Origin of the sequence: Frankia sp. AgKG'84/4 (genome assembly GCF_023242965.2) — a bacterium.
In the GTDB taxonomy this organism is placed as follows: domain Bacteria; phylum Actinomycetota; class Actinomycetes; order Frankiales; family Frankiaceae; genus Frankia.
The window spans coordinates 1-4197 of sequence record NZ_JALKFU020000482.1 but is presented as its reverse complement, the minus strand read 5'-3'; the positions used below and the strand labels follow the sequence as shown (position 1 = coordinate 4197).

6 protein-coding genes are annotated in these 4197 nt (G+C 72.9%); 2 read left to right on the top strand and 4 right to left on the bottom strand.

Annotated elements, in window-relative coordinates:
- The 3 genes from obgE to rplU form a co-directional block, all read right to left on the bottom strand.
- A partial coding sequence (gene obgE / locus MXD58_RS21710) for a GTPase ObgE (protein WP_250609819.1) occupies positions 1-1342 on the bottom strand: 1342 nt, incomplete at its 3' end.
- Positions 1343-1610: 268 nt separating this feature from the next.
- Positions 1611-1877, bottom strand: a complete 267-nt coding sequence (gene rpmA / locus MXD58_RS21705) for a 50S ribosomal protein L27 (RefSeq protein ID WP_248838871.1) — start codon at positions 1875-1877, stop codon at positions 1611-1613.
- A 4-nt stretch (positions 1878-1881) separates the two neighbouring features.
- Complete coding sequence (rplU, locus tag MXD58_RS21700) at positions 1882-2199, bottom strand: 50S ribosomal protein L21 (RefSeq protein WP_248838872.1); 318 nt, start codon at positions 2197-2199, stop codon at positions 1882-1884.
- Between the two features lie 582 nt (positions 2200-2781).
- Between rplU and MXD58_RS21695 the strand changes: the two genes are divergently transcribed.
- The gene (locus MXD58_RS21695; RefSeq protein ID WP_248838873.1) at positions 2782-3321 is read left to right on the top strand and encodes an MFS transporter; all 540 of its coding nucleotides are present in this window, start codon (positions 2782-2784) and stop codon (positions 3319-3321) included.
- A 65-nt stretch (positions 3322-3386) separates the two neighbouring features.
- Here MXD58_RS21695 and MXD58_RS21690 read toward each other — a convergent pair whose 3' ends face one another.
- Complete coding sequence (locus MXD58_RS21690; protein ID WP_250609818.1) at positions 3387-3581, bottom strand: hypothetical protein; 195 nt, start codon at positions 3579-3581, stop codon at positions 3387-3389.
- A gap of 163 nt (positions 3582-3744) precedes the next feature.
- Between MXD58_RS21690 and MXD58_RS21685 the strand changes: the two genes are divergently transcribed.
- Positions 3745-4197, top strand: a 453-nt coding sequence (locus tag MXD58_RS21685; RefSeq protein WP_250609817.1) for a pyridoxal-phosphate dependent enzyme, incomplete at its 3' end; no start/stop codon positions are given.

Genomic DNA, 4197 nt, shown 5'->3' with positions numbered 1-4197 from the left:
CGTCCGCCGCGGCCGCGTTCGCCGCCGCGATCTCCGCGGCCAGGGCGCCGCCGCTCAGCGTCGGCTCCCATTCGAAGGTGACCGCCCCGATCGTGACGTCGACGCCGGCGGTCGCGCCAAGCCGGGCGAGTTCCTTCTCCACCCCCAGCCTGGCCAGGCGGTCCGCGAGGAAACCGATCGCCTCGTCGTTGCTGAAGTCGGTCTGCAGGACCCAGCGCTCGGGCTTGCGGCCCTTGATCAGGAAGCCTTCGTCGTACGTGGACACGGTGAAGTCCGGCTCGTTCACCGCGCGCGGGCGCAGGACGACCCGGGTCGCGACCTGGGTCGGCTGGGCGGCCCGATGCTCGGCGACCTTCTCCGCCAGGGCCAGCGACAGCGCGTGGACGCCGCGCCGGGTCGCGCTGCTGAGTGCGAACACCGGCAGGCCGCGGGCCCGTAGCTCGGGCGCCACCATCTCGGCGAGCTCTTCCGCGTCGGGAACGTCGATCTTGTTCAGCACGACGAGCCGGGGCCGGTTGGACAGGTCGGCCGAGTAGGCAGCGAGTTCGGCCTCGATGACGTCGAGGTCCGTCAGCGGATCACGTCCGGGCTCCAACGTGGCGCAGTCGAGCACATGGACGATCAGCGAACAGCGCTCGATGTGCCGCAGGAACTCCAGGCCCAGGCCACGGCCCTGGCTGGCACCGGGGATGAGCCCCGGGACGTCCGCCACCGTGTACGGCGGGTGGTCGCCGGCCTGCGCGACGCCGAGGTTCGGCGCGAGCGTGGTGAACGGATAGTCCGCGATCTTCGGCCGGGCCGCGCTGAGCACCGACACCAGCGACGACTTGCCGGCGCTGGGGAAACCGACGAGGGCGACGTCCGCGACGGTCTTGAGTTCGAGGGTCGCGTCGAGCTGCTCACCGGGTTCACCGAGTTCGGCGAACCCGGGCGCTTTGCGGCGGGCCGACGCGAGCGAGGCGTTGCCGCGCCCACCGCGGCCGCCGCGGGCGAGCACGTAGGCGCTGCCTGCCCCGACCAGGTCGATGACCTGCTCGCCGTCGGCGTCAAGGACGACGGTGCCGTCGGGTACGGGCAGGATGAGGTCCTCCCCGTCGGCGCCGTGCCGGTTGGACCCCTGGCCGGGACGGCCGCGCGAGGCCCGCTGGTGCGGGTGGAAGTGGAAGTCGAGCAGCGTCGTGACGCTGGGGTCGACGATGAGCCGGATGTCGCCGCCCCGCCCGCCGTCCCCACCGTCCGGGCCGCCGAGTGGCTTGAACTTCTCCCGGTGGATGGACGCGCAGCCGTGGCCGCCGTCCCCGGCCGCCGCGTGCAGGATTACCCGATCGACAAAGCTCGGCACTGCCGCCGCCTCCCTTACCGCGTCTGTGGCCTCCACCGGGCGGTGGTACCTGGCGCGTCGATGACCTTCGGCCGGCCGTTGGGCACCCACCGGCAACTGCGCCCAGCACCACCCGGCGGGCCGGACACGGCACCCGGGCACACAACCAAAACCGCGCGCACCGGACCCCGGAGCGGGCTGGTGCGCGCGGTTTAGGCGGCCGAACCCGCCACGACGGCGACCGCGGGACGAGCCCGCGCTCCGCCGCCTGGCCGGTCCGGCCGGACGATCAGGCGGCGGGCGCCGCCTCGAGAACCACGTTCACGACCCGCCGGCCGCGGCTGCGGCCGAACTGCACGTGCCCAGGGGACAGCGCGAACAGCGTGTCGTCCTTGCCGCGCCCCACCAGCTCACCTGGGTGGAAGTGGGTGCCGCGCTGGCGGACGATGATCTCGCCGGCCTTGACGAACTGGCCACCGAAACGCTTCACACCGAGGCGCTGCGCGTTGGAATCCCGACCGTTGCGCGAGGAGCTCGCGCCCTTCTTGTGCGCCATTGCGTCAGGCCTTCCCGGTTTCGATGCCGGTCACCTTGAGCCGCGTCAGCTTCTGGCGGTGGCCCTGACGCTTGTGGTAGCCGGTCTTGTTCTTGAACTTGTGGATCCGGATCTTCGGACCCTTGACGACGCCGACGACCTCGGCGGTCACCGCGACCGACGCGAGAGCGTCAGCCGCATGGGTGACCGAGTCGCCGTCGACGAGCAGGAGCGCCGGAAGGTTGACGGCCACACCCGGCTCTCCGGGAAGGAGTTCGACGTCGACGACATCGCCGACGGCGACCCTGTGTTGCTTGCCGCCGCTGGCAACGACCGCGTACACCAGATCTCCCTGCTGTTGTTATGCCGCTGTAACCGTGGGCGACGAGGCCGCCCACGGAGCTTTGGGTGCGCACGCCCCAGCCGGCGGAGAACAACGGCCGGCCGGAGATGTCCGGGCGAGCCGAGCCCAGCCCGGAGGAACATGCGGCCTCCACCTTACAGGTCATCGGCACGCCGGTGACGATCGGGAGTCCCCGGCCCGCGCAGTCCCGGTCAGGGATCCGGTCCCGCCCCCCCGTCGGCCCGCACACCGGGCCGCAGAGAGCGACCAGCCAAGCAACACGGCCCGCTCCTGCGCGTGGGCGGAGCGGACACCGAGCCACCAGAAGACGACCACCAGGACGCGCACCCGGTCCCCCTGGAGGGCGATCCGGTGATCCGGCGATCCGGCGATCGCGGCCACGCGCCGGTCCATCCGCAGGACATGTCCCGCGCGGACGGACCATGGAGGCGGATGACCCATACGGGCCATGGTGAACTGCCCCCGGCAGGGAGAAACATGGACCGTCCACCAGGTGTGGACCTACGGCGCATCGTGCGGACACCGCGCCGAAGTACGACGGCACATCGGGGGTGACAGGGAATGATCTGGCAACTGCTGGTCGGCGCGGCGGGTGCCGGCACGGCTCTCGCCCTGGCCATCGCCTGCCGTCCGGCCGCCGCGGCCGCCCGTCGTCACGGCTCGGTGCCGGGAACGGTGCCGGCCGCCACCGGCGCGCTCGCCGTCCTCGCCGTCATCGGCATCGTCCTGACCGCCTTCGCCGGGCTGGCCGCCTGGGCGGGCGCCTGCTGGCTGCTGTGCACCGCGGCGGCCGCCGGGTGGATCGCCCTACGGCGTCGCGACCCGGCCGTGTGGGGACTCATGGCGCCGGACCCACCCCGCATGGTCTCCCGTGAGCGGATGAGCGCTGATCTGGCCGACCAGGACGACCTGGTCCAGTCGCTGACCATCGCGTCGTACGCGTTGCAGATGGGTGATGCCGGCCGCGCCCGCCAGGCCGTCGAGGTGGCGCTGACCCGCTCCAGGGCAACGTTGGACGTGTTGCTGCGCGAGGATTGCGCACACGGCTTCGTCCGTTCCGCTCCGGCCGCGCAGACCCCGGCCGGTCCGACCGCCGCCTGACCGACTCGCCCGCGCGAGGGCTCCCGCGGCCTCAAGGGCGCCAGCTTCCCAGGGCCCTTCGATCGTTACAGGAGTCCGGCCGTTACAGGAGTCCGGCCGTTACCGCCGTTCGCTTCCCGCCGCTGTTCGGCCGTGGGGGGGGGGGGGGGGGGGCCGCGCCCCCCCCCCCCCCCCCCCCCCCACTCCTCGGCGACCAGGCGAGGACCCCCGCGGACCCGGCGCCGCGCCGCCGCCGGGCTCCGTTTGACGTTCGGGCGCATCCGGAGCACTGTTGAAGGCGTGACCTCGAACGAGATGGCTATTACCTAGGCGCGCAGCCCACACCTGCGGGTCCGCGCGCCATGCCCTTCTGCCGCCAGGCAGGGGGCTTTTTTGTTGCCGCGGTCACGGCGAGGTGGCCGCACTGCCATCGGGAGCAGCCAGATGACCGCACCAACGACGGATGACCAACCGGCCCCCGCGGATCCGAACGCGACGGCGGATGGCCCGTCGCCCGCCACGGACTGGTGGCTTCCCCGCATCGTGGCGGCGGCGGCGGTCCTCGACGGGGTAGCCCGGCGGACCCGGGTGGTGCGGGACGCGGGGCTGACGGCGTCGCTGGACACGCCGGTCTGGCTCAAGTGCGAGCACGAGCAACACACCGGTTCGTTCAAACTTCGCGGCGCCTACCACCGGGTGGCCAACGCCGACCCGCAGCGTCGCCAGCGTGGCGTCGTCGCGGCCAGCGCCGGCAACCACGCCCAGGGCGTCGCGTTCGCGGCCGCCGCCTTCGGCGTGCCAGCGACGATCTTCGTGCCGGCGGGGGCGAACCCGGTGAAGGTGGCGCGGACCCGCCGGCTGGGCGCGCGGGTCGAGGAGGTCCCCGGCGGGGTCGAG